At 71.2% G+C, this 22148-nt stretch carries 17 protein-coding genes and 1 pseudogene; 8 read left to right on the top strand and 10 right to left on the bottom strand.

Annotated elements, in window-relative coordinates:
* The first annotated feature begins 109 nt into the window (after nucleotides 1–109).
* Complete coding sequence (gene gabT, locus AAW13_RS27430) at nucleotides 110–1444, top strand: 4-aminobutyrate--2-oxoglutarate transaminase (protein WP_046731827.1); 1335 nt, start codon at nucleotides 110–112, stop codon at nucleotides 1442–1444.
* 192 nt (nucleotides 1445–1636) lie between these two features.
* Nucleotides 1637–2515, top strand: coding sequence for a phosphatase PAP2 family protein (locus AAW13_RS27425; RefSeq protein WP_079178987.1), 879 nt, complete (start codon nucleotides 1637–1639; stop codon nucleotides 2513–2515).
* On the opposite strand, the gene AAW13_RS27420 is transcribed toward AAW13_RS27425, so the two are convergent.
* From AAW13_RS27420 to AAW13_RS27385, 8 genes are all read right to left on the bottom strand, one after another.
* On the bottom strand, nucleotides 2454–4250 hold the full coding sequence (locus tag AAW13_RS27420; protein ID WP_046731829.1) for a chitinase: 1797 nt from the start codon (nucleotides 4248–4250) through the stop codon (nucleotides 2454–2456). The genes AAW13_RS27425 and AAW13_RS27420 overlap by 62 nt on opposite strands.
* 216 nt (nucleotides 4251–4466) lie before the next feature.
* On the bottom strand, nucleotides 4467–4913 hold the full coding sequence (locus AAW13_RS27415; RefSeq protein ID WP_046731830.1) for a hypothetical protein: 447 nt from the start codon (nucleotides 4911–4913) through the stop codon (nucleotides 4467–4469).
* Nucleotides 4914–5039: 126 nt separating this feature from the next.
* Nucleotides 5040–6467 carry an NAD(P)/FAD-dependent oxidoreductase gene (locus tag AAW13_RS27410; RefSeq protein ID WP_046731831.1) on the bottom strand — a complete coding sequence of 476 codons (1428 nt, stop codon included), beginning with the start codon at nucleotides 6465–6467 and terminating at the stop codon, nucleotides 5040–5042.
* A 33-nt stretch (nucleotides 6468–6500) separates the two neighbouring features.
* A complete protein-coding gene (locus AAW13_RS27405) occupies nucleotides 6501–7301 on the bottom strand; it encodes an ABC transporter permease (RefSeq protein WP_046731832.1) in 801 nt (266 codons plus the stop codon).
* Nucleotides 7302–8234, bottom strand: coding sequence for an ABC transporter permease (locus tag AAW13_RS27400; RefSeq protein WP_046731833.1), 933 nt, complete (start codon nucleotides 8232–8234; stop codon nucleotides 7302–7304). It lies immediately after the preceding gene.
* Nucleotides 8234–9379 (bottom strand): ABC transporter ATP-binding protein, encoded by a 1146-nt coding sequence (locus AAW13_RS27395; protein ID WP_046731834.1) that lies wholly within the window; start codon nucleotides 9377–9379, stop codon nucleotides 8234–8236. The genes AAW13_RS27400 and AAW13_RS27395 overlap by 1 nt, the downstream gene beginning before the upstream one ends.
* Before the next feature lie 7 nt (nucleotides 9380–9386).
* A complete protein-coding gene (locus tag AAW13_RS27390) occupies nucleotides 9387–10622 on the bottom strand; it encodes an ABC transporter substrate-binding protein (protein WP_046731835.1) in 1236 nt (411 codons plus the stop codon).
* A gap of 54 nt (nucleotides 10623–10676) precedes the next feature.
* Nucleotides 10677–12212 carry a gamma-aminobutyraldehyde dehydrogenase gene (locus tag AAW13_RS27385; RefSeq protein ID WP_046731836.1) on the bottom strand — a complete coding sequence of 512 codons (1536 nt, stop codon included), beginning with the start codon at nucleotides 12210–12212 and terminating at the stop codon, nucleotides 10677–10679.
* A 209-nt stretch (nucleotides 12213–12421) separates the two neighbouring features.
* Between AAW13_RS27385 and AAW13_RS27380 the strand changes: the two genes are divergently transcribed.
* Nucleotides 12422–12994 (top strand): NADAR family protein, encoded by a 573-nt coding sequence (locus AAW13_RS27380; protein WP_046731837.1) that lies wholly within the window; start codon nucleotides 12422–12424, stop codon nucleotides 12992–12994.
* Nucleotides 12995–13101: 107 nt separating this feature from the next.
* Here the strand turns inward: AAW13_RS27380 and AAW13_RS45085 are convergent, their stop codons facing one another.
* Nucleotides 13102–13992: a DUF4190 domain-containing protein gene (locus tag AAW13_RS45085; protein ID WP_107483418.1), complete on the bottom strand. Its 891-nt coding sequence runs from the start codon at nucleotides 13990–13992 to the stop codon at nucleotides 13102–13104.
* 68 nt (nucleotides 13993–14060) lie between these two features.
* Here AAW13_RS45085 and AAW13_RS27370 point away from each other — a divergent pair.
* Together AAW13_RS27370 and AAW13_RS27365 are read left to right on the top strand one after the other, a co-directional pair.
* A pseudogene (locus AAW13_RS27370) lies at nucleotides 14061–15275 on the top strand (adenosine deaminase).
* A gap of 33 nt (nucleotides 15276–15308) precedes the next feature.
* Nucleotides 15309–15986 carry a glycerophosphodiester phosphodiesterase gene (locus AAW13_RS27365; protein WP_046731839.1) on the top strand — a complete coding sequence of 226 codons (678 nt, stop codon included), beginning with the start codon at nucleotides 15309–15311 and terminating at the stop codon, nucleotides 15984–15986.
* Between the two features lie 22 nt (nucleotides 15987–16008).
* On the opposite strand, the gene AAW13_RS27360 is transcribed toward AAW13_RS27365, so the two are convergent.
* Nucleotides 16009–17715 (bottom strand): RNA polymerase sigma factor, encoded by a 1707-nt coding sequence (locus tag AAW13_RS27360; RefSeq protein ID WP_046731840.1) that lies wholly within the window; start codon nucleotides 17713–17715, stop codon nucleotides 16009–16011.
* A gap of 272 nt (nucleotides 17716–17987) precedes the next feature.
* Between AAW13_RS27360 and AAW13_RS27355 the strand changes: the two genes are divergently transcribed.
* The 3 genes from AAW13_RS27355 (at nucleotide 17988) to AAW13_RS27345 (ending at nucleotide 21898) form a co-directional block, all read left to right on the top strand.
* Nucleotides 17988–19163, top strand: coding sequence for a serine hydrolase domain-containing protein (locus AAW13_RS27355; protein ID WP_046731841.1), 1176 nt, complete (start codon nucleotides 17988–17990; stop codon nucleotides 19161–19163).
* A 161-nt stretch (nucleotides 19164–19324) separates the two neighbouring features.
* Complete coding sequence (locus AAW13_RS27350) at nucleotides 19325–20044, top strand: LuxR C-terminal-related transcriptional regulator (RefSeq protein WP_046731842.1); 720 nt, start codon at nucleotides 19325–19327, stop codon at nucleotides 20042–20044.
* A 150-nt stretch (nucleotides 20045–20194) separates the two neighbouring features.
* Nucleotides 20195–21898 carry an NAD-dependent malic enzyme gene (locus AAW13_RS27345; RefSeq protein WP_046731843.1) on the top strand — a complete coding sequence of 568 codons (1704 nt, stop codon included), beginning with the start codon at nucleotides 20195–20197 and terminating at the stop codon, nucleotides 21896–21898.
* Nucleotides 21899–22148: the final 250 nt, after the last annotated feature.

Raw genomic sequence — 22148 nt, 5'->3', positions numbered from 1 at the left:
GCGAAGAAAGAAGGAAAGCGTCCGAAAACGCACCACCGGAGTCACCGGGGGGAACACTCGGTTCGCAGCCCGGAACGCACCGGTTCGCACGATTCATCAGGGAGCCCTCATGACCGCACTTCCGCAGGAGCGCCGCGTCGTCACCGCCATCCCCGGCCCCAAGTCGCAGGAGTTGCAGACCCGCCGCCTCGCCGCGGTCGCGCAGGGCGTCGGTTCCGTGCTGCCGGTGTTCACCGCGCGCGCGGGCGGCGGCATCATCGAGGACGTCGACGGCAACCGCCTGATCGACTTCGGTTCCGGTATCGCGGTGACCAGCGTGGGCGCCTCCGCCGAGGCCGTCGTACGCCGGGCGAGCGCCCAGCTGGCCGACTTCACCCACACCTGTTTCATGGTCACGCCGTACGAGGGGTACGTCGAGGTGGCCGAGGCGCTCGCCGAGCTGACCCCCGGCGACCACGCGAAGAAGAGCGCCCTGTTCAACTCCGGCGCCGAGGCCGTCGAGAACGCCGTCAAGATCGCGCGTGTGTACACCAAGCGGCAGGCCGTGGTCGTCTTCGACCACGGTTACCACGGCCGCACCAACCTCACCATGGCGCTGACGTCGAAGAACATGCCGTACAAGAACGGCTTCGGCCCGTTCGCGCCCGAGGTGTACCGGGTTCCGGTGGCGTACGGCTACCGCTGGCCGACCGGCCCGGAGAACGCCGGTCCGGAGGCCGCCAAGCAGGCCGTCGACCAGATCAGCAAGCAGATCGGCGCGGACAACGTGGCCGCGATCATCATCGAGCCGGTGCTCGGCGAGGGCGGCTTCATCGAGCCCGCGAAGGGCTTCCTGCCGGCGATCAGCCAGTTCGCGAAGGACAACGGGATCGTCTTCGTCGCGGACGAGATCCAGTCCGGGTTCTGCCGTACGGGTCAGTGGTTCGCGTGCGAGGACGAGGGCATCGTCCCCGACCTGATCACCACCGCCAAGGGCATCGCGGGCGGTCTGCCGCTGGCCGCCGTCACCGGCCGCGCCGAGATCATGGACGCCGCCCACGCGGGCGGCCTCGGCGGCACCTACGGCGGCAACCCGGTCGCCTGCGCCGGTGCGCTCGGCGCCATCGAGACGATGAAGGAGCTCGACCTCAACGGCAGGGCGAAGGCCATCGAGGCGATCATGAAGCCGCGCCTGACCGCCATGGCCGAGAAGTTCGACGTCATCGGTGACGTGCGCGGCCGGGGCGCGATGATCGCCATCGAGCTGGTCAAGGACCGTGCCACCAAGGAGCCGAACCCGGAGGCGACCGCCGCCCTCGCCAAGGCCTGCCACCAGGAGGGCCTGCTGGTCCTGACCTGTGGCACCTACGGCAACGTGCTGCGTTTCCTGCCCCCGCTGGTGATCGGCGAGGACCTGCTCAACGAGGGCCTCGACATCATCGAGCAGGCCTTCGCGCGGATCTGAGCCACAGGGTGCACCCAGTCGGCGCCAAGGGTCTCGAACCCTTGTGCCGCACCGGCCCCAGCCCTCCCACCTGGTGTGATGCGGGAGGCTGGGGCGGCGGCCGTCAGGCCGTGTGAAGAACGTGTGCGAGGTGGATGACGGGACCCGATTCTGCCTGTCGCCGCACCGCCCCCTGCCGTAGGTTCTACCCAGATGAGAGATACACCCCGCCCACAGGGGACTGTGGGCGATCTCAGGCCGGGGCCTCCCCAGCTTCGACCTGGTCGTGCCCTCGCGCACACAACCGGCGCCTCCGGCTCCGGATCTCCTCACCGATCGGACGGTCGCCCGCCCCAAACCCCCCGGGGCGTGCGGCGTTCCGATCCGGACGGCCGCCTCGGAACCACCCCCCCTGTTCCGGGGCGGCCGACCTCCTTCCTCCTCCTTCTCCTCGCGGGACTCGTGGCCCTGCCGGCCGTCCTGTTCGCGCTGATCACCTGGCAGGTCGTGGCCCACGGCCCCCTGCTGCGCCTGGACAGCCGCCTGAGCGGCGCCCTCGTCCACCCGGACCGGTTCTCCGAACTTCTCTCCGACCTCGGGAACGTCCAGGTCGCGGTCCCGGTCCTGGTGGTCGTCCTCGCCCACGTCGCCCGGCGCGGCCGTGCCACCGGTACAGACCGCTGGTGGCTGCCGCCGACCGCGGCCGCCGTCCTGATGGCCCTGGTCCCCGCGGTCGTCGTCCCCCTCAAGGAGTGGACCGCCCGGCCGGGGACACCGGTGGTGCCCCCGGCGGTCGGCTACTTCCCCTCGGGTCACACGACGACTGCGGCGATCGCGTACGGCTCCGCGACCCTGGTCCTCCTCCCCTGGCTGGCCTCCGCGAGGGCCCGCCGGCTGGCCGTCGCAAGCTGCGCGGCCCTGGTCCTCGGCGTCTCCTACGGCCTGGTCCGCCGCGGCTGGCACTGGCCGCTGGACGTGGTGGCGGCCTGGTGCCTGGGCACGGTCATGCTGACCGCCCTGGCGCTGCTGCTCAGCCGAAGTAGGCGTCGAAGTTCTTCTGGAACTCCCAGTTCGAGTAGCGGTCCCAGTTGACCGACCAGGTCATCAGGCCGCGCAGCGCGGGCCAGGTGCCGTGGGTGGCGTACGAGCCGCAGTTCGCCTTCTTCGTCAGGCAGTCCAGGGCCTTGGTGACCTCGGCCGGGGCCACGTAGCCGTTGCCCGCGTTGACCGAGGCCGGCATGCCGATCGCGATCTGGTCCGGGCGCAGCGGCGGGAAGACGTTGTTCGCGTCGCCCGCCACCGGGAAGCCGGTCAGCAGCATGTCGGTCATGGCGATGTGGAAGTCGGCGCCGCCCATGGAGTGGTACTGGTTGTCGAGCCCCATGATCGGGCCCGAGTTGTAGTCCTGGACGTGCAGGAGCGTCAGGTCGTCACGCAGGGCGTGGATGACCGGCAGGTACGCCCCGCAGCGCGGGTCCTGGCCGCCCCACTTGCCGGTGCCGTAGTACTGGTAGCCCATCTGCACGAAGAAGGTCTCCGGTGCCATGGACAGCACGAACTTCGAGCCGTACTTCGCCTTCAGGGTCTTCAGGGCCGAGATCAGGTTCACGATCACCGGGGTGGTCGGGTTCCTGAAGTCGGTGTCGCTCGCGTCCAGGGAGAGCGAGTGGCCCTCGAAGTCGATGTCCAGGCCGTCCAGTCCGTAGGTGTCGATGATGTTCGAGACCGAGGAGACGAAGGTGTCGCGGGCGGCGGTGGTGGTCAGCTGCACCTGGCCGTTGGCGCCGCCGATGGAGATCAGCACCTTCTTGCCGGCCGCCTGCTTGGCCTTGACGGCCGCCTTGAAGTCGGCGTCGGACTCGACGTTCGGGCACTCCGTCACCGGGCAGCGGTTGAAGCGGATGTCCCCGGAGGTGGTGGAGGTCGGCTCACCGAAGGACAGGTCGATGACGTCCCAGCTGTCCGGGACGTCGGCGAGCCGGGTGTAACCGGAGCCGTTGGCGAAGGAGGCGTGCAGGTAGCCGACCAGGGCGTGGGTGGGCAGGCCGGTGGAACCGCCGGAGGAGCCGGTGGTGGTCGTGGCGGTCACCGCGGCCGACTTCGCGGACTCCCCCGCGGCATTCACGGCGGTGACCTGGAAGCTGTACGCCGTCGCGGCGGAGAGCCCGGTCACGGTGGCCGAAGTCCCGGTCACCGTCTGGACCTTGGTCCCGTCCCGGTAGAGCGCGTAACCGGTGGCACCGGTGACCGCGGTCCAGGACAGGGCCACGCTGGAGGAGGTGATCGTGCCGGCCTTCAGGCCGGTGGGCGCGGCGGGCGGCTGGCCCGTGGCGCCTCCCGGGCCCACCAGTGAGACGTCGTCGGCGTAGTAGGCGCCGGTGCCGTACCAGCCATGGGTGTAGACCGTCACCCTGGTCGTCGAGGCGCCGGTGGTGAAGGTGGTGGTGAGCTTCTGCCAGTCGGGGGCGGACTGGGTCCAGGTGGAGACGTCGGTGGTGCCGGTGCCGCTCGCGCCGAGGTAGACGTAGGAGCCGCGGGCGTATCCGGTCAGCGTGTACTGCGCGCCGGGCTGCACGGTCACCGTCTGCGCGCACTGGGCGTAGTCGCTGCCGGCCGGGGTGGCCTGGAGCGCCGAGCCGCCGCTGTGCACGGGCGAGTTGACCGTCGTGGCCGCCGTACAGCTCCAGCCGCTCAGGCCGGACTCGAAGCCGCCGTTGACGACGAGGTCGGCGTCGGCCGCACGGGCGGCCGACGAGAGCGCGGTGATGCCGGGCAGGGCCAGCAGCAGTGCCGTGAGAAAGGTGAGAACGGGTCTCAGGCGAACCACAAGTGCCTCCGGGGGTGGGGGATTTGGAGGTGGGATCCGCACTCAACTTGGTCCAGACCAATTCCCCTGTCAAGAGCTGCGGCCCTTCAGGCCCCCCGCAGCACAGCACCCCTTCAGGGGGGCTGGGGGTACCCCCGGCCGGAGACTGGGGGAGGAACCGCGCGATCAACCCCCCGCGGACCCGCGGCCGACCAGCGACCCCTGCCCGAACGGCGCCTAGTCACCGTCGGCCAAGCCGGCGGCAGCCTCGTGCATGGCCAGCTCCAGCAACGCCGGATCCGTCAGCGTCCCCGACCCGTCCGGCGCCACCAGCCACCGCACACCGCGGGTCGCCCGCCCGGGGTACGGCACCACGATCCAGGTACCGGCACCCGCCGTCCTGATCCCCGTGCCGAGCCACCGCGCGGCCGTTCCCGGCGGCACGAAGAAACCCACCCGGTTGTCACCGAAGTCGACCAGGACGGGCCCCGGCTGGTCGAGGACGCGGGTGAGCACGTCGAGGGTGGGACAGCCGAGCGCGCCCGGCAGGATCAGCACGTCCCAGGCCCGGCCGGCGGGCAGCAGCGCGACCCCCAGGGGGTTGCGCTCCCACTCCCACCGGCAGGACTCGGGGTCCGGTGCGACGGATGCCAGCCACTCGACCGCCGTCTTCGCCCCAGTCATCAAGAAGACCTCCCGATCCGCTCGTGGACGCGGGTGTCGCGTCCACGAGGAGAGAGGGAGGTCCTCCAGGGGCATTACGCGGGTTTCGCCACCTTTTTCAAGTGACCTGGATCACACGCCGAGCGGTCAGCTGTCGAAGCCCAGCCCCATCCGGTCCATCGCCCTGAGCCACAGGTTCCGGCGCCCGCCGTGCGCGTCCGCGCGGGCCAGCGACCACTTGGTGAGGGCGATGCCCGTCCAGGCGAACGGCTCGGGCGGGAACGGCAGCGGCTTCTTGCGGACCATCTCCAGGCGGGTGCGCTCGGTCTCCTCCCCCGCCAGCAGGTCCAGCATGACGTCGGCGCCGAACCGGGTCGCGCCGACACCGAGACCGGTGTACCCGGCGGCGTACGCCACCTTCCCCTGGTGCGCGGTGCCGAAGAACGCCGAGAAACGGGAGCAGGTGTCGATCGCGCCGCCCCAGGCGTGGCTGAAGCGGACGCCCTCCAGCTGCGGGAAGCAGGTGAAGAAGTGCCCGGCGAGCTTGGCGTAGGTCTCCGGACGGTCGTCGTACTCGCGGCGGACCCGGCCGCCGTAGTGGTGGATCGCGTCGTAACCGCCCCACAGGATGCGGTTGTCGGCGGAGAGCCGGAAGTAGTGGAACTGGTTGGCGGAGTCGCCGAGGCCCTGCCGGTTCTTCCAGCCGATCGCGCCGAGCTGCTCGGCGGTGAGCGGCTCGGTCATCAGGGCGTAGTCGTAGACCGGGACGGTGTAGGCGCGGACCCGCTTGAGCAGGCTCGGGAAGATGTTGGTGCCGAGCGCGACCTGCCGGGCACGGACCGCCCCGTAGGGCGTGCGTACGGCCATGCCGGCGCCGTACGCCTTCAGGTCGAGGGCGGGCGTGTGCTCGTACACCCGGACGCCGAGCGCGAGGCAGGCCTGCTTGAGGCCCCAGGCGAGCTTGGCCGGGTTGAGCATGGCCACGCCCCGCCGGTCCCACAGTCCGGCCTCGAAGGTGGGCGAGGCCACCTGGGCGCGCACCGCGTCGGCGTCGAGGAACTCGATGTCGTCCGCGAGGCCCCGCTGTTCCAGCTCCTTGTGCCAGTCGCGCAGTTCCCAGGCCTGGTAGGTCTCGGTGGCGACGTCGATCTCGCCGGTGCGCTCGAACTCGCAGTCGATGCCGTGCCGGGCGACGGCGGCCTCGATCTCGTCGAGGTTGCGCCGGCCCAGCTCCTCCAGCCGGTGGATCTCCTCGGGCCAGCGGGCCAGCCCGTTGGGCAGCCCGTGGGTGAGGGAGGCGGCGCAGAAGCCGCCGTTGCGGCCCGAGGCGGCCCAGCCCACCTCGTGGCCTTCCAGCAGGACCACCTCGCGCCCGGGGTCGCGCTCCTTGGCGTTGAGCGCGGTCCACAGTCCGCTGTAGCCACCGCCGACGACCAGCAGGTCGCAGGTGTCGGCGCCGGTGAGCGCGGGCTCGGGGTGGGGCTTGCCGGGGTCTTCTAGCCAGTACGGGACCGGCTGTGCTTCGGAAAGTGACCTGGTCCAATCTGCCTGACGGCTCATGGCGCTTGGGGCCATGATTTTCAACTCCCTACAGAGTCAATGAAGAGGTTATGCCTTTTGCCTGTTGCGGCGGTTGTTGATGAGCATCGATGCCAGCACGAACAGTACGGCGACCAGGAACATGGCCGTACCGATGACGTTGATCTGGACGGGCGTGCCGCGCTGCGCCGAACCCCAGACGAACATGGGGAAGGTGACGGTGGAGCCCGCGTTGAAATTGGTGATGATGAAATCGTCGAAGGAGAGCGCGAAGGAGAGCAGCGCGCCCGCCGCGATTCCGGGGGCCGCGATGGGGAGGGTGACCCGGACGAACGTCTGCACCGGTCCGGCGTAGAGATCCCGGGCCGCCTCCTCCAGGCGCGGGTCCATCGACATCACGCGCGCCTTGACCGCGGTGACGACGAAGCTGAGGCAGAACATGATGTGGGCGATCAGGATGGTGTAGAAGCCCAACTGGGCGCCCATGTTGAGGAACAGGGTGAGCAGCGAGGCCGCCATCACGACCTCGGGCATCGCCATCGGCAGGAAGATCAGCGAGTTCACCGCGCCGCGCGCCCGGAAGCGGTAGCGGACCAGCGCGAAGGCGATCATCGTGCCGAGCAGGGTGGCGCCGATGGTCGCCAGCGCGGCGATCCGGAGGCTGATGGAGAGCGAGCCGCACATGTCGGCGACCCCGCACGGCTGCTTCCAGGCGTCGAGCGAGAACTGCTGCCATTCGTAGTTGAAGCGCCCCTTCGGTTTGTTGAAGGAGAACACCGTGACGATGACGTTCGGAAGGAGGAGATATCCGAGGGTCAGCAGTCCCGCGATGACGACGAGGTTTTTCTTGAGCCACTTGACGAAGGGCATTTAGACCAGATCCTCCGTCCCGGACCGGCGAATGTAGATCGTGACCATGGCGAGGATCGCGGCCATGAGGATGAAGGACAGCGCGGCCGCCGTCGGGTAGTCCAGGATCCGCAGGAACTGCGTCTGGATCACGTTTCCGATCATGCGGGTGTCGGTCGAGCCGAGGAGTTCGGCGTTGACGTAGTCACCGGCCGCCGGGATGAAGGTCAGCAGCGTGCCGGAGACCACGCCCGGCATCGACAGCGGGAAGGTGACCTTCCGGAAGGTCGTCCACGGCTTGGCGTACAGGTCGCCGGCCGCCTCGTGCAGCCTGCCGTCGATCCGCTCCAGCGAGGTGTAGAGCGGCAGGATCATGAACGGCAGGAAGTTGTACGTCAGACCGCAGACGACGGCCAGTGGCGTGGCCAGTACGCGGTCGCCGGCCGTCCAGCCGAGGAAGTCGGTGACGCTCAGGACGTGCAGCGAGTTCAGTACGTGCACGACCGGGCCGTTGTCGGCGAGGATCGTCTTCCAGGCCAGGGTGCGGATCAGGAAGCTGGTGAAGAACGGCGCGATCACCAGGATCATGATCAGGTTCCGCCAGCGCCCGGCGCGGAAGGCGATGAGGTACGCCAGCGGGTAGCCGAGCAGCAGACACAGGACCGTGGCCGCGGCCGCGCAGAAGACGGAGCGCAGGAACTGCGGCCAGTACTCGCTCAGCGCGTCCCAGTAGGTCGCGAAGTGCCAGGTGACCTTGTAGCCCTCTTCCAGGGAGCCCGTCTGGATCGACGTGGACCCCTGGTAGATCATCGGCAGCGCGAAGAAGACGACCAGCCACAGGATGCCGGGCAGCAGCAGCCAGTACGGGGTCCACCTGCCGCGCCTGCGCGGGGCCTTCTTCGTCTCGGGTTCGGCGGGCGCCAGGGGCGGCGGCGCCTCGGAGAGCGTGGCCATCAGGCGGCCTCCTCCTCGGTGCCGGCGTCGATGTCCTGGGCGGCGTCGAGGCCGAAGGTGTGCGCCGGGCTCCAGTGCAGGACGACGTCGGCGCCCGGGACCAGCCGGCCGTCGCGCTCGACGTTCTGCACGTACACCGCGAACTCGGGGCAGACCGCGCTGTCGATGACGTACTGCGTGGAGACGCCGATGAAACTCGCGTCGGCGACCTTGCCGGTGATCCGGTTGCGGCCTTCGGGGATGGAGCCCGCGTCGTCCGCGTGGGTGAGGGAGATCTTCTCGGGCCGGACCCCGACCAGCACCTTGCCGCCGGTCGTGGTCGGCGCCGAACATCGCGCCTCGGGCAGCACCAGCTTGCCGCCGCCGGCCTTGAGGACGATGTCGTCGCCGCTCTTCGAGTCGACCTCGGCCTCGATCAGGTTCGAGGTGCCGAGGAAGTTCGCCACGAACGTGGTGTTCGGGTTCTCGTAGAGGTCGGCCGGCGAGCCGAGCTGCTCGACGCGGCCCGCGTTCATCACGGCGACCGTGTCGGCCATGGTCATGGCCTCCTCCTGGTCGTGCGTGACATGGACGAAGGTGATGCCGACCTCGGTCTGGATGCGCTTGAGCTCCAGTTGCATCTGGCGGCGCAGCTTGAGGTCGAGGGCGCCGAGCGGCTCGTCGAGAAGGAGCACCTTGGGGTGGTTGATGAGCGCGCGGGCCACCGCGACGCGCTGCTGCTGACCGCCGGAGAGCTGGTGCGGCTTCTTGCGCGCCTGCTCGCCGAGCTGGACCAGCTCCAGCATGTCCTCGACCTGCTTCTTGACGCTCTTGATGCCGCGCCGGCGCAGGCCGAAGGCGACGTTCTCGAAGATGTCGAGGTGCGGGAAGAGGGCGTAGGACTGGAAGACCGTGTTCACCGGCCGCTTGTAGGGCGGCAGATGGGTGACGTCCTGGTCGCCGAGGTGCACGGTGCCGCTGGTCGGCTCCTCCAGGCCCGCGATCATGCGCAGGGTGGTGGTCTTGCCGCAGCCCGAGGCACCGAGGAGGGCGAAGAAGGAGCCCTGCGGCACGGTCAGGTCCATCGGCTGTACGGCCGTGAAGCCGTTGTCGTAGGTCTTGCCGATGCCGGTGAGGCGGACGTCGCCGCTGCTGTCTTTCGTCATGGTGTCGTCACGCCCCTGTGAGCTTCGCGAACTTCTGCTGGTAGGCCGTCTCTTCCTTCGAGCTGAGCGCCCGGAAGGCATGGGACCTGGCCTGCATGGCCTTGTCGGGGACGATCAGCGGGTTGCTCGCCGCCCCCTTGTCGATCTTGGCGAGGTACGGCTGCACGTCCGCGACCGGGCTGACGTAGTTGACGTAGGCGGAGAGTTCCGCGGCCGGCTGGGGCTCGTAGTAGAAGTCGATGAGCCGCTCGGCGTTCGTCTTGTGACGTGCCTTGTTGGGGATCATCAGGTTGTCGGTCGACGTCATGTAGCCGCTGTCCGGTATGACGTAGCCGACGTCCGGGTTGTCGGCCTGGAGCTGCACGATGTCGCCGCCCCAGGCGACGCAGGCGGCGAGGTCGCCCTTGCTGAGGTCAGAGGTGTAGTCGTTGCCGGTGAAGCGGCGGATCTGCCCCTTGTCGACGGCCTTCTGGAGGCGGGCGATCACCGCGTCGTAGTCGTCGTCGGTGAACTTCCCCGGGTCGATACCCATGTCGAGCATGGTCATGCCGACGGTGTCCCGCATCTCCGTGAGCAGCCCGACCCGGCCCTTGAGCGCGGGGTTGTCGAGCAGGTCGGAGACCGACTTCACCTCGACGCCGTTCAGGGCCTTCTTGTTGAAGGCGACGACGGTGGAGATGCCCTGCCAGGGGTACGAGTAGGCGCGGCCCGGGTCCCAGTCGGGGCTGCGGAACTGGTCCGACAGGTTGGCGAAGGCATGCGGCAGGTGGGACGCGTCCAACTGCTGGACGTAGCCGAGCCGGATCATCCGGGCGGCCAGCCAGTCGGTGAGGACGATCAGGTCCCGGCCGGTGTCCTGGCCGGCGGCGAGCTGCGGCTGGATCTTGCCGAAGAACTCGTCGTTGTCGTTGATGTCCTCGGTGTACTTGACGGTGATGCCGGTCCGCTTGCGGAACTCGTCCAGCGTGGGGTGGGTCTTGCCGCTGTCGTCGACGTCGATGTACTCGGGCCAGTTGGAGAAGTTGACCACCTTCTCCTGTGCCGAGTGGTCGTCGGCGGAGACACCGCCCTGGGTCTTGCCGGCCGCGGGGATTCCGCAGGCGCTCAGCGCCCCGACGCCGCCCACCGCGAGCGCGCCGCCCAGGAACGAACGGCGTGCCAGGGCGGCCCGGCCGGTGCGGAGGCTGCGCCGGATGGCGGCCATTTCGACCGGGGTAGGGCGGTCGGGCTCGTACTGCCTCATGCGCTTGATGCCCTTTCGGGAAGACGGCCGTTCACCGAGCGGCCGGAGGTATGACTATCGGTCCCCGAAGATCGTGCGGTGCCAGTCCTTCCGAGCCACCGCCGTATTGTCGAACATTACGTGCTTGACCTGGGTGTACTCCTCGAACGAGTACACCGACATGTCCTTGCCGAAGCCGGACGCCTTGTAGCCGCCGTGCGGCATCTCGCTGATGATCGGAATGTGGTCGTTGACCCATACGCACCCCGCCTTGATCTCGCGGGTCGCACGGTTGGCCCGGTAGACACTGCCGCTCCACGCGGAGGCGGCCAGTCCGTACGGCGTGTCGTTGGCCAGCCGGATGCCCTCATCATCACTGTCGAACGGCAGGACGACCAGCACGGGGCCGAAGATCTCGGCCTGGACGATCTCGCTGTCCTGCGGTGCGTCGGCGATCAGGGTGGGCCGGTAGTAGGCGCCGCTCTTGAGCTCGTCCTGCGGCGGCTCGCCACCGGTCACCACGCGCGCGTAACCGCGCGCCCGCTCCACGAACCCGGCGACGCGGTCCCGCTGCGCGTGCGAGATCAGCGGCCCGAGGTCGGTACCGGGGGCGAACGGGTCACCGAGCCGGACGGTCTCCATCAGCGCGGCCGTCCGCTCCACGAAGGCCTCGTAGAGCGGCCGCTGCACGTACGCGCGCGTGGCGGCGGTGCAGTCCTGCCCGGTGTTGATGAGCGAACCCGCGACGGCCCCGTGGACGGCCGCCTCCAGATCCGCGTCGTCGAAGACCACGAAGGGCGCCTTGCCACCGAGCTCCAGGTGGAGCCGCTTGACGGTCGCGGTGGCGACCTCCGCGACCCGCTTGCCGACGCCGGTGGACCCGGTGAAGGAGGTCATGGCGACGTCGGGATGGCCGACGAGGTGTTCACCGGCCTCCCTGCCGGTCCCGGTGACGATGTTGATCACACCGTCGGGGACACCGGCGAGGGTGGCGGCCTCCGCGAAGAGCAGGGAGGTGAGCGGGGTCAGCTCGGCCGGCTTGAGCACGACGGTGTTGCCGGCGGCGATCGCCGGGAGGATCTTCCAGGCGGCCATCTGGAGGGGATAGTTCCAGGGCGCGATCGACCCCACGACACCGATGGGCTCACGGCGGACGTACGAGGTGTGGTCGCCGGAGTACTCGCCGGCCGCCTGCCCCTGGAGGTGCCGGGCGGCGCCCGCGAAGAACGCGGTGTTGTCGATGGTCCCGGGCACGTCGAACTCGCGGGTCAGCTTCAGCGGCTTGCCGCACTGCAAGGACTCGGCGCGGGCGAACTCCTCGGCGCGGTCGGCGAGCACGGCGGCGAACCGGTGCAGCGCGTCCGACCGCTCGCCGGGGGTGGCTCCGGCCCAGCCGGGGAAGGCGTCCCGGGCGGCGGCCACGGCGGCGTCGACGTCCGCCGTCCCGGCCAGCTCGTACGTGTACACGTCCGTGCCGGTGGCCGGGTCGACGACCGCGTGCGTACGGCCTGACGTGCCCTTGGTGAACCGTCCCGCGATGTACTGCGCGCCGCCGGCGAGCCGCTCCTGCGCGGGGAAGGTCTCCGGGGTGGCGGTGCCCGGGTTGTCCATGTCGCTTCTCCTCCGCCGTTTGCCCGTCCCGAGGGGTGGGTGGCGTAGCTCCAGCTGGATTTGACTGCCGATCCTGACAGAGCAAGGGGAGTCCAACAAGTGATTCCGTTGTTGCCTTTTGGTTACGCGACGGAATCTGTCGACCAGGTGTCGAGTGGGAACCGAAAAGGCAGGACGGAGTGTCAGTGGTGCCTGCCAGACTGGCGTGCATGGCGAAGATCGATTCTGTGGAAGCCCTGATCAGGGCGGTCCGGGCGGGGGCCAGGATCAGGTACCTGCACTTCTGGGGGCACAGCCCGAGGCCGGACGGGCAGGTCTCGGCGAGCTGTCTGAGTCAGTGGTGGCCGTCACCCTTCGTGGTCGACGGTGTCGAGTACGCGACCGCCGAGCACTGGATGATGGCAGGCAAGGCGAGGCTTTTCGCGGACCCGGAGGCGGAGCGCCGGATCCTGGCGGCCGGGCATCCCGCCGAGGCCAAGAAGGCGGGCCGGCTGGTCCGGGGCTTCGACGAGGCGGTGTGGCAGCGGGAACGCCTCGGGATCGTGACCGAGGGCAGCGTGCACAAGTTCACGGCCGACCCCGCGCTCCGCGACTTCCTGCTGGCGACCGGCGACCGTGTGCTGGTGGAGGCGAGCCCGATGGACCGGGTGTGGGGAATAGGCCTCACGGCGGACGACGAACGGGCCGCCGACCCGGCCCGGTGGCGAGGGTCGAACCTGCTGGGATTCGCACTGATGGCAGCGAGAGAACGCCTGACGACCGACGACACCGGCCCGGCGTAGACCGGCCGGCCCCGTCAGTCGGCCAGCCCCGCGAGCCGGCCAGCCCCGTCAGGCGGTCAGCCCCGTCGGTCGGTCCGCCCCGCGAGTCGGCCGGCCCCGTCAGGCGGCTAGTCCTGTGAGCCGGCGAAAACGATCAGTGCGATGAACGCGGCGGCCAGGACCAGCCCCGCCGCCCCGCAGATGATCCCGGCCAGCGCCTGTCCGGCGTTCGTGGCCTCCCCGCGCCTGACCCGCGCCCGCCCGAGCACACCGAGGATGATCGCCAGCACCCCTGTCACCACGGCGACCGGCACCATGCAGAACCCGATGGCACTGATGATCCCGGTGATCATGCTGGCCGTGCCCATCCCGTTGTTGGGCGCGAGCTGCGCACCGGGCCAGCCTCCGTACCCGCCGGGGCCGCCCGGGTACGACGGCAGCGGCGGACCGGGGTAGCCGTAGCCCGGGGCCGCCGGCATCGGGCCGGCAGCCGGCGCGCCGGGGTAGCCGTACGGCACCTGCCCGGGGCCGTCCGGGGCTATCGGCGGAGGCGGTACGGCCACGCCCTGCGGCGGGGCGGGCGGGGCGTAAGGGCTCGGCGTGACCTGGGGACCGGGCGCCGCGAAGGGGTTGGCGGGCGGCACAGCGGACTGGCACGGCGCCGCGAAGGGGTTGGCGGCGGGTGGCGGAGGGGTGTCGGAGGGCGCCGCGAACGGGTTGGCCCAGGCCTGGGGCGCCGCTTCGGCGGGCAGCTCGGCGCCCGGCACCGCGGCGACCGTCCGCTGGTCGTGGACCGACGGCCCGGCCGGCACGTCGTGGACGGTCGGCTCCGCCGGTCCCGGGGTCACCGGCCCGACCGACAGCACCGTCTCGCCGGGGCCGCCCGGCGACACGGGGGCCGGCCACGCTCGCGAGGCGTCGCCGGCCGCCGCGGGGTCCGCCGCCGGTCCGGCTCCCTCCCCCGCGTCCGCTCCCTTGTCCAGCCGTACCCTCGGAGCCTCAGGCGCCTCGTCAGCCATCTCGCGATGTCCCCTCTCCCCCACGTCTCCCCCACGTCTCCCGACGTCTCCCGACGTCTCCCGCACGCGTGCCGCCGTCATGCTACGGCCCGAGCACGTCGAACGCCGGTCCGGCCTACGATGACCCCGGACCACTGATCAGCCGATCACCGCGCGAGGGGCGAGCTCGCGGCCGTACCGCGGCCGCCGGCGGCCCCCCGCGCCGTTCCGGGGAGGAACCCTTGACCGACCGCCACGCCGAACCCGCCGCCCTGCGCGATGTGCACGCCTTCGTCGCCGGACTGCCCAAGGCCGAACTGCACGTCCACCACGTCGGCTCCGCCTCCCCCCGCATCGTGTCGGAACTGGCCGCCCGGCACCCCGACTCCAAGGTCCCCACCGACCCCGAGGCACTGGTCGACTACTTCACGTTCACCGACTTCGCGCACTTCATCGACGTCTACCTGTCGGTCGTCGACCTGATCCGCACGCCTGAGGACGTCCGGCTGCTGACCTACGAGGTGGGCCGCGAGCTGGCCCGCCAGCAGGTGCGCTACGCCGAGCTGACGATCACCCCCTTCTCGTCCACCCGGCGCGGGATCGACGCACGGGCCTTCATGGACGCGATCGAGGACGCGCGGAAGGCGGCGGAGGCCGAGTTCGGCACGGTCCTGCGCTGGTGCTTCGACATTCCCGGCGAGGCGGGTCTGGAGGCCGCCGAGGAGACGGTGCGGCTCGCCACCGACGACCGGCTCCGCCCGGAGGGCCTGGTGTCGTTCGGGCTCGGCGGCCCCGAGATCGGGGTGCCGCGGCCGCAGTTCAAGCCGTACTTCGACCAGGCGGTCGCGGCCGGCCTGCACTCCGTCCCGCACGCCGGTGAGACCACCGGCCCCGAGACGGTCTGGGACGCCCTGCGCGAACTGCACGCCGAACGCATCGGCCACGGCACCAGCTCCGCTCAGGACCCGAAGCTGCTCGCCCACCTCGCCGAGCACCGGATCGCGCTGGAGGTGTGCCCGACGTCCAACATCGCCACGCGCGCGGTCCGGACCCTCGAGGAGCACCCGATCAAGGCATTCGTGGACGCCGGTGTCCTGGTCACGGTCAACTCGGACGACCCGCCGATGTTCGGCACGGACCTGAACAGCGAGTACGTCGTCGCCGCCCGCCTCCTCGGCCTGGACGAGCGGGGCATCGCGGACCTCGCCAAAAACGCGGTCGAGGCGTCCTTCCTGGACGAGCCGGGCAGGGCGAGGATCTCGGCCGAGATCGACACGTACACGAAGGCGTGGCTCGCCCCCTGATGAACCGCCGCCGGGCCCTGACAACATGGGCTCATGCAGACCGTGACCGCCGTGGCCCATCGCGGCGACCCCTACCGTCTCCGTGAGAACACGCTCGACTCGCTGCGTTCCGCGCTCCGCCGGGGCGCGGACGCGGTGGAGATCGACGTACGTCTCACCCGTGACGGCGTCCCCGTCCTCCTGCACGACGGCACGCTCAAGCGGCTGTGGGGACACGACCGCCCGCTGACCGCCCTGTCGGCGGACGAGGTCCGCGGTCTCACGGAGGGCGGTGTCCCGACGCTCGCCGAGGCGCTGGCGGCGACTGAGGACAGCCGGGTGATGATCGACCTGCCCGGGGCCCCGAGCGAGCGGGCGGTGGCCAGGATCGTGGCGGTGGCCCGCGAGTGCGGCGCGGCGGACCGCGTCTACTACACCGGGGACGCCCCGTCGATGCTGGCGGTGCGCGCGGCGGACACGGCGGCCGAGATCGCCCTGACCCGCACGACGCTGGCCCCGGTCCGCCCCGTGCTCCTGGACGCGATCCGCCCCCGCTACCTCAACTACCGCTTCACCCTGCTCGACCACGCCCTGACCGAACACGTCCACCGCACCGGCCACCTGGTCTCCTGCTGGACCCCGGACACCCGCCGCTCGCTGCGCCGCCTCCTGGACCTGGGCGTCGACTCGATCACGACCAACAGGGTGGACCTGCTCGACGCCCTGCGCTGAGCGTCCCGCTCCGGACCCGCGACTAGACCCGCGACCGCTGCGGCACGGTCGCGGCATCCACCGGCGTCGTCCGCGTCAGGTACTGCGGGACCGGCGTCGCGTCGGTCCCGGCGTCCCGCACCAGCCCGTACCGGATCGCCCCGTCCGGCGGCCCGGACAGCACGTCCTTCTCCACCGCGGCCCACGAGGACGGGAACACGCTCAGCCCGTAGTCCGCCCCCCGCTCGTTCACGGTGAGGGACACGCTGCCGTCGACATAGAAGTACTCGTTCTGCCACATCTGCTGCGTCCCGGACGGCAACACGGCGTACCCCACCGTCGAGTTGCCCATGCCCGTCGCGGAGGCGTCCGTGGTGCTCACCCGGTCGTCCATCCGCCGCCCGCCCCCGGACGCCACATGGAAGATCTTCCCCGTCAGCCCGGTCCAGGACGGCATGACCAGGCTCCCGGCCCGGTACTGCGGTGAGATCTGCCAGCGGACCAGCACATAGCCCTGCCCGCTGAGGGTCACGCCGTCGCCGCGGTGGTTCAGCACGGCGTGCGCCCCGCCCGTACTGGTGATCCCCGACTCGGGCCGGTGGGGCAGCGCCCCCGGCCGGGTGTCCGGGTCCGGCGCCCGGTCGACGGCGTCGACGACCGAGCCGTAGACACCCGAACCCGGCGAGGCCGAAGCCGACGGAGACGTGGACGGTGTCGGGGACGGCGAGTTTGACGGGGACGGTGCGGCGGTGGTCGGCCCGGTCGTCGCGGGCCCCGTGCCGGTGACCGCCGCCGTCGGCGACACAGCCGTACGCGGCGCCGTCTCGCCCGGCGCCTGTACGACGACGTACGCGCCGCCCGCCACGATGGTCGCGCCCGCCGTGACCGCCACCGCCGGTTTGGTCAGCGCGCCGAGCACCTTCGCCGACCACCCGGCGGACGTCACCGAGGCTGCCGCCACCGCCGTCTTCCCGCCGAGCGTCAGTGACAGCGTGAAGCCCACCGGCACCGGCACCAGCGCGATTCCGACGAGCAGCCGTTCCGCCGGTACGACGGAGTCGCGGCCGTCCGAGCAGTAGCCGCAGCCCCGGATGTGCCGGGCCAGCCGCTTGCGCCAGACCGAGTCGGGCCGCCCGTTCCAGCGGGCGGTCAGCTCGCGCAGCCCGGGGCAGGCCCCGTCCAGCGCGCGCACGATGCCGCGTGAGGTCTCCAGCCGTTCCTTCAGCCGCTGGACGCGGACGGCGGCGTGCTGCCGGCTGATGCCGACGGCCGCCGCCAGTTCGCGGCGGGTCAGTTCGCCCGAGACCTCCAGCCACCACAGCGACGCCAACTGCCGGTCCTCCGGGTCCAGCCAGCGCACCGCCTCCGCGGCCTCCCGCCGCTGGCCCTCCAACTGGAGCCGCAGCACGGTCAGTTCGGCGAAGTCGGCGGTGCCGTCCGGGACCTGCTCGTCCAGTTTCCGCTCGTGTCTGCGGCGGGCCCGGTCCCGTACCTGCCGCATGGCGATGGCCACCAGCCAGGACCGGAAGCTGTCCGGGTCACGGAGGGTGCCGAGGTTGCCGACGGCGCGCAGCATGGTCTCCTGGACGACGTCGTCGACGTCGGCATGGCCGTTGAGGGCGCGGCCGACGACGTTGTAGACCAACGGCAGCCAGCCCTCGACCAGTTCGTCCAGCGCCCGCCGGTCACCCGCCTGCGCGGCCGCGACCGTGGCCCGCCACTGCCGCGGCACCTGCACGTCCGTCCTCATGACCGCACCCTCTCAGCCCGGGCGGTGGGCTTGGCAATGTCGGGGATCACAGGGTGGAGACGGAGCGAGAGGTTCCGGGATAACACTTTTTCCGCGCCGGGCGCCCGCCGCCAACTCCCCCTACGGGCGAACCCCGGCAACTTCCCTACGAGAAGCAAGAGTTGTCAGTTCGGAGGTCAGGGTTCCGCGTCCTCCTCGCCGACGATCCGGCCGGCCGCCGGGCGCCCGGAGGATGAACGCGCCCCGTATCCGACACCCCCTGGAGCCCACGTATGCGCGTCCATCCCCGGACCACCGCCCTCACCGCCTCCCTCGCCCTGGTCCTCGCGGCCGGCCCCCTGGCCGCCCCCGCCCTGGCCGCCCCGGCCCTGCCCGCTTCGGCCTCCACCGCATCGGCCGCTTCCCCCGCCGCAGCCGCGCTGCGTGCCGCGATCGCCGGGCTGCCCAGCCCGGACGCCACCGCCGCACTCGTCCGGGTCGGCGGCACCGACGGGGTCTGGCACGGCAGCGCGGGCGTGCACGATCTGGCGACCGGCCGGGCGGCGGACCCGGACGCCCGCTTCCGGGCCGGTTCCACGACGAAGGTGGTGACCGCGGCCGCCGTGCTGGAACTGGCCGCACAGGGCCGGGTCGACCTGGGCACCCCCGTCCAGCACTACCTCCCGGGCCTGTTCACCGGGGCCTTCGCGCCCATCACCGTACGGCAGTTGCTGAACCACACCAGCGGCATCCGGGCCGGCGACGGCTGGGGCGACTCCTTCGAGGCGCAGTACGCGCACCGGTTCGACACGCTCACCCCGCGGCAGGTCGTACGGTCGGCGGTGGCGAAGGGACCGGAGTTCGCCCCGGGCACCCGGCAGGACTACCTGAACATCAACTACACGGTCCTCGGGCTGCTGATCGAGAAGGTGACCGGGCGGTCGTACGCCACCGAGGTCACCCGGCTCGTGCTGCGCCCCGCCGGCATGCGGGACACCTACTTTCCCGGCACCGACCCGCGCGTCCGGGGCCCGCACAACCACGGCTACCAGAAGGTGACGAGGGCCGACGGGACCACGTCCTTCGTGGACGTGACCGACTGGAACCAGGCGGACCGGTTCGCCGCCGGGGACATGATCTCCACGACGGCGGATCTGGAACGGCTGCTGACCTCCCTGTTCCGCGGACGGATCGTGCCGCCGGGACCGCAGCTGGCGGAGATGTTCACGGTCCCGGCGCACATCGCGGGGGCCACCTACAGCGCCGGGTTGCAGCGGTTCGAGTACCAGGGGCAGGTGTACTGGCTCAAGTCGGGCGCCCGGTACGGGTACGACACCCTGGTCCTCGGCACCCGCGACCTGAGCCGGACGCTCGTCTACTCGGTGAACGCGACCGACGCGAAGGGCGAGGACATGAACCCGGTGGCCCAGCGGATCGCCCTGGCCGCGCTCGGCCGGCAGGTCGGGTGAGCGGGCCCTTCAGGGCAGAGACGCGGGTCGTCCGGGCCGAGTGAGCGGAGCCACTCTCCCGGGACGGCGGATCCGGGCGTAGCATGTGAACGAAACAGTTTCGTTCACGGAACGGACCTCGCATGGAACCTCGCGTGGGCCCCCGCAGGGAGAAGGCAGGCATGGTCTCCGTACTCGTCGTCAACGACCAGTCCCTCCAACGCCTCGCCCTGCGGATGCTGCTGACCGCCGAGCCCGGCCTGACGGTGGTCGGGGAGGCGGCGGACGGTGACGCGGCGGTCCGTGCGAGCGCCGCGCTCCGCCCCGACGTCGTGGTGATGGACAGCAGGCTGTCCCGGGCGGACACCATCGACACCATCCGTCGTATCAGCCGTCCGGCCGGCCTCACCCGTATCGCGGGCCTCCCCGGCGAGGAGCCGGCCGCCCCCCGGGTGCTGGTGCTGACCGCCGCCGACCGGGAGGCCGACGCCTGGGCGGCACTGCGCGCGGGAGCCGGCGGCTTCCTGCTCGACGACGCCGACCCGGCCGAGCTGACCGCGGCCATCCAGGTGGTGGCCACCGGGGACGCCGTCATCACGCCCGGTCTGACACAGGCGCTCATCGACGCCGTCCGCCGGCAGCACACCGTTCGCCCGCTCCCCCGCACCGCGGGGCTCGGCGCCCTCACCCGGCGCGAACGCGACGTCCTGATCGCCGTCGCCTCCGGCTGGACCAACGCCGAGATCGCGCAGTGGCTGTCCATCGCCCCGACCACCGTGAAGACACACGTCAGCAACGTCCTCGCGAAGATCGGCGCCCGCGCCCGGGTGCAGGCGGTGACCTTCGCCTACGAGTCGGGGCTGATCCGCCCGACCACCCGGGGGGCGACGGCGGCGGCCTAGCACTCCTCGACGCCGTACAACACCCGGATGGGGTCGCATACATGTCCTCGACGCATGGATCACTGCCTTTTCAGGCATTGGACGTATGTGTCTGCCACGGCCGAGGCTGGTGGGGAGCACCGATCCACCGGAAGTGACGAGGAGCCGATCATGACGACCCAGTGGAACGCCGACGAGGGGCGTGTCGAGACCACCGACCGCGGCCGGGCCGTACTCTCGCAGCCCCGTCTGAACCGGGGCACCGCCTTCACCCCCGAGGAGCGGCGCGAGCTGGGTCTGACGGGACTGGTGCCACCGGCGGTGCTGACACTGGAGCAGCAGGCCGAGCGGGCCTACCAGCAGTACGCGGCGCAGCCGACCGACCTGGCCAAGAACGTCAACCTCACCGCCCTGCACGACCGCAACCAGGTGCTCTTCTACCGGCTGCTCTGCGACCACCTGGAGGAGATGCTGCCCATCGTCTACACCCCGACCGTGGGCCGGGCGATCCAGCGCTACAGCTTCGAGTACCGGCGCCCGGCCGGGGTGTACCTGTCGGTGGACGCGCCGGAGGACATCGAGGGCGCGCTCACCGCCGCCGGCCTCGGCCCCGACGACGTGGACCTGATCGTCGCCACGGACGGCGAGGCGATCCTCGGCATCGGCGACTGGGGCGTGGGCGGCATCGACATCTCGGTGGGCAAACTCGCCGTGTACACGGCCGCCGCCGGCATCGACCCGAACCGCACCCTGGCGGTCATGCTGGACGTCGGCACCAACCGGCAGGAACTCCTGGAGAGCCCCCTCTACCTCGGCAACCGGCACCCGCGCGTCGACCGGGAGACGTACGACGCCTTCATCGACGCCTACGTCACCACCGCCCGCCGCCTCTTCCCGAGCGCCCTCCTGCACTGGGAGGACTTCGGTCCCGCCAACGCCCGCCGCATCCTGGACCGCTACCGCCCGCAGGAGTTCACCTTCAACGACGACGTCCAGGGCACCGGAGCCGTCAACCTGGCCGCCGTGCTCTCCGGGGTGAAGGCCAGCGGCACCCCGCTGCGCGACCACCGGGTGGTGATCTTCGGCGCGGGCACCGCCGGGATCGGCATCGCCGACCAGCTGCGGGACGCCATGGTCGCCGACGGTCTGGGCGCCGAGGAGGCCGGGGCCCGCATCTTCGCCGTCGACCGGTACGGCCTGCTCACCGAGGACCAGGACGAACTGCGCGACTTCCAGGTCGGCTACGCCCGCCCTGCCGCCGAGGTCGCCGACTGGCAGCGGGACGAGAAGGTGGGCGGCATCGCGCTGGCCGAGGTCGTCGACCGGGTCCGGCCGACGGTGCTGATCGGCACCTCCGGGCAGGGCGGCGCCTTCACCGAGGAGATCGTCCGCACGATGGCCGCGCACACCGAGCGCCCGATCGTGCTGCCGATGTCCAACCCGACGGACCTGGCCGAGGCGGTCCCCGCCGACCTGCTGGCCTGGACGGACGGGCGGGCGCTGATCGCCACGGGCAGCCCGTTCCGGCCCGTCGAACAGGACGGGGTCGTGTACCGGATCGGGCAGGCCAACAACGCGCTGATCTTTCCCGGGCTCGGGCTCGGCGCGATCGTCGCGCGGGCCACCCGGGTCACCGACGGCATGCTGGTGGCCGCCGCGCACGCCGTCGCCGGCCAGACGGACACCGACGGTCCGGGCGCGCCGATCCTGCCCCTCACCGACCAGTTGCGCGAGACGTCGGTGGCCGTCGCGGTGGCGGTGGCCCGCGCGGCGGACGCCGAAGGGGTGGCCCGCGCGACCGTGGACGCCACGATCGAGGACCGTGTCAGGACAGCCATGTGGCAGCCGACGTACCCACCCGTCAAGGCGGTCTGAGAACCCCGTCCGCACCCCGCGGGAACCGCCGGCCGCGGAACCCCGACCGCTCCCCAGCGGCGATGGTCCTGAGAAGCCCGGCGGCTCCTCGCCGGTCGTGCGGCGGAAAAGCCCGGCGGCTTCCAGGAGGTCATGCGGCTGAGAAGCCCGGCGGTCATGCGGCCGAGGCGCCCGGCGGCTCCCCGGCGGTCATGCGGCCGAGACGCCCGGCGGCTCCCCGGCGGTCATGCGGCCGAGACGCCCGGCGGCT

Origin of the sequence: Streptomyces humi (assembly GCF_001005085.2) — a bacterium.
Taxonomy (GTDB): Bacteria; Actinomycetota; Actinomycetes; order Streptomycetales; family Streptomycetaceae; genus Streptomyces; species Streptomyces humi.
Note: the sequence above shows the minus strand (reverse complement) of the source record. Positions and strands in the feature narration are given on the sequence as shown.